General features: G+C 52.6%; 2 protein-coding genes and 1 pseudogene. All 3 read right to left on the bottom strand.

All coding sequences use genetic code 11. From position 1 onward, the window contains the following. Positions 1–111 (bottom strand): lysis system o-spanin lipoprotein Rz1 (gene rz1, locus ACJHYR_RS27885; protein ID WP_410233220.1); only part of this gene is annotated, 111 nt, incomplete at its 3' end. After that, positions 68–406, bottom strand: a pseudogene (locus tag ACJHYR_RS27880) (lysis system i-spanin subunit Rz); the annotation flags it as partial. The gene rz1 and the pseudogene ACJHYR_RS27880, both read right to left, overlap by 44 nt. Beyond that, positions 403–919: lysozyme (locus ACJHYR_RS27875; RefSeq protein WP_410233219.1), on the bottom strand; the 517-nt coding region annotated here is incomplete at its 5' end. The pseudogene ACJHYR_RS27880 and the gene ACJHYR_RS27875, both read right to left, overlap by 4 nt.

Here is a 919-nt window from a genome sequence, read left to right as displayed (position 1 = left end):
TGATTCCGTCCCGGATACCGAGAACGTTTCGTCCAGCAACTGGAGAGAGTTCGACGGTGGCATCATTGCCCATGCCGGAGGCGCTGGAGGTTTCGGCTGAGGATGGCACAGGGCATTTTCCTTTGACGAGCACCCGACCACCATTATCAAGCTTGCGCCGAAGAGCATCATTTTCAGCTTTCGCATCAGCCAACTCCTTCGTGTATTTAGCATCGAGTACATCAGCAGCACGCTGGCGTTGCTGCATGTCAGTAATGGTGGCGGTCGCCTGCTTCAGCTCACTGACTTTTTTATCACGCTGTTCTTTGTAGGCGATGGCGTTATCACGGTAATGATTGACCGCCCACGACAGGCAGACGATAGTGCAGATAACCAGAGCATAAATAATCGCGGCGACTCTGCTCACTGATCTATCCCCCAACAGGCTAATGCGCTTTCCTGGTCACGACGAATAACCTGCCCATAGCAGTTATTTGAACGTATGCGGCAATCGCGCCCACCATCTTTTATCCACCAGCGAATCGCCTCGCATGCACTCTTACGATCACCGGCATTCAGCCGCTTATAAAACGTCGACGGGAAACACTTACCGGGGCCAATGTTATAGGGACAAAATGACGCTATACCCGCTTTCTGTGGTTCGGTCAGTGGTACTTTAATATTGCGCTCCACCCATGCCAGCGCCCTATCACGCTCAATGGCATTAACCTGAGCGCATTTTTCCTTCGACAGCTTCATTCCCGGTATGACGGGCTTACCATCCACCATTGTGGCACCACGACAGATGGTCCATATACCGGAACCATCGCGGTATGCCGTTGTGTGGTTACCTTCTTTTTCATCCAGAAACTGGTCGAGAATATCAGGCGCAGGCGCACCGATGGCAATCAACGCCAGAACGGCAGCCGACAGGCCATAT

The sequence above is a fragment of the Escherichia sp. WS1450 genome (assembly GCF_046487395.1).
Classification (GTDB): Bacteria; Pseudomonadota; Gammaproteobacteria; order Enterobacterales; family Enterobacteriaceae; genus Escherichia; species Escherichia coli.
The sequence above is the reverse complement of the archived record's forward strand: the minus strand, read 5'-3'. Positions and strand labels throughout refer to the sequence as shown.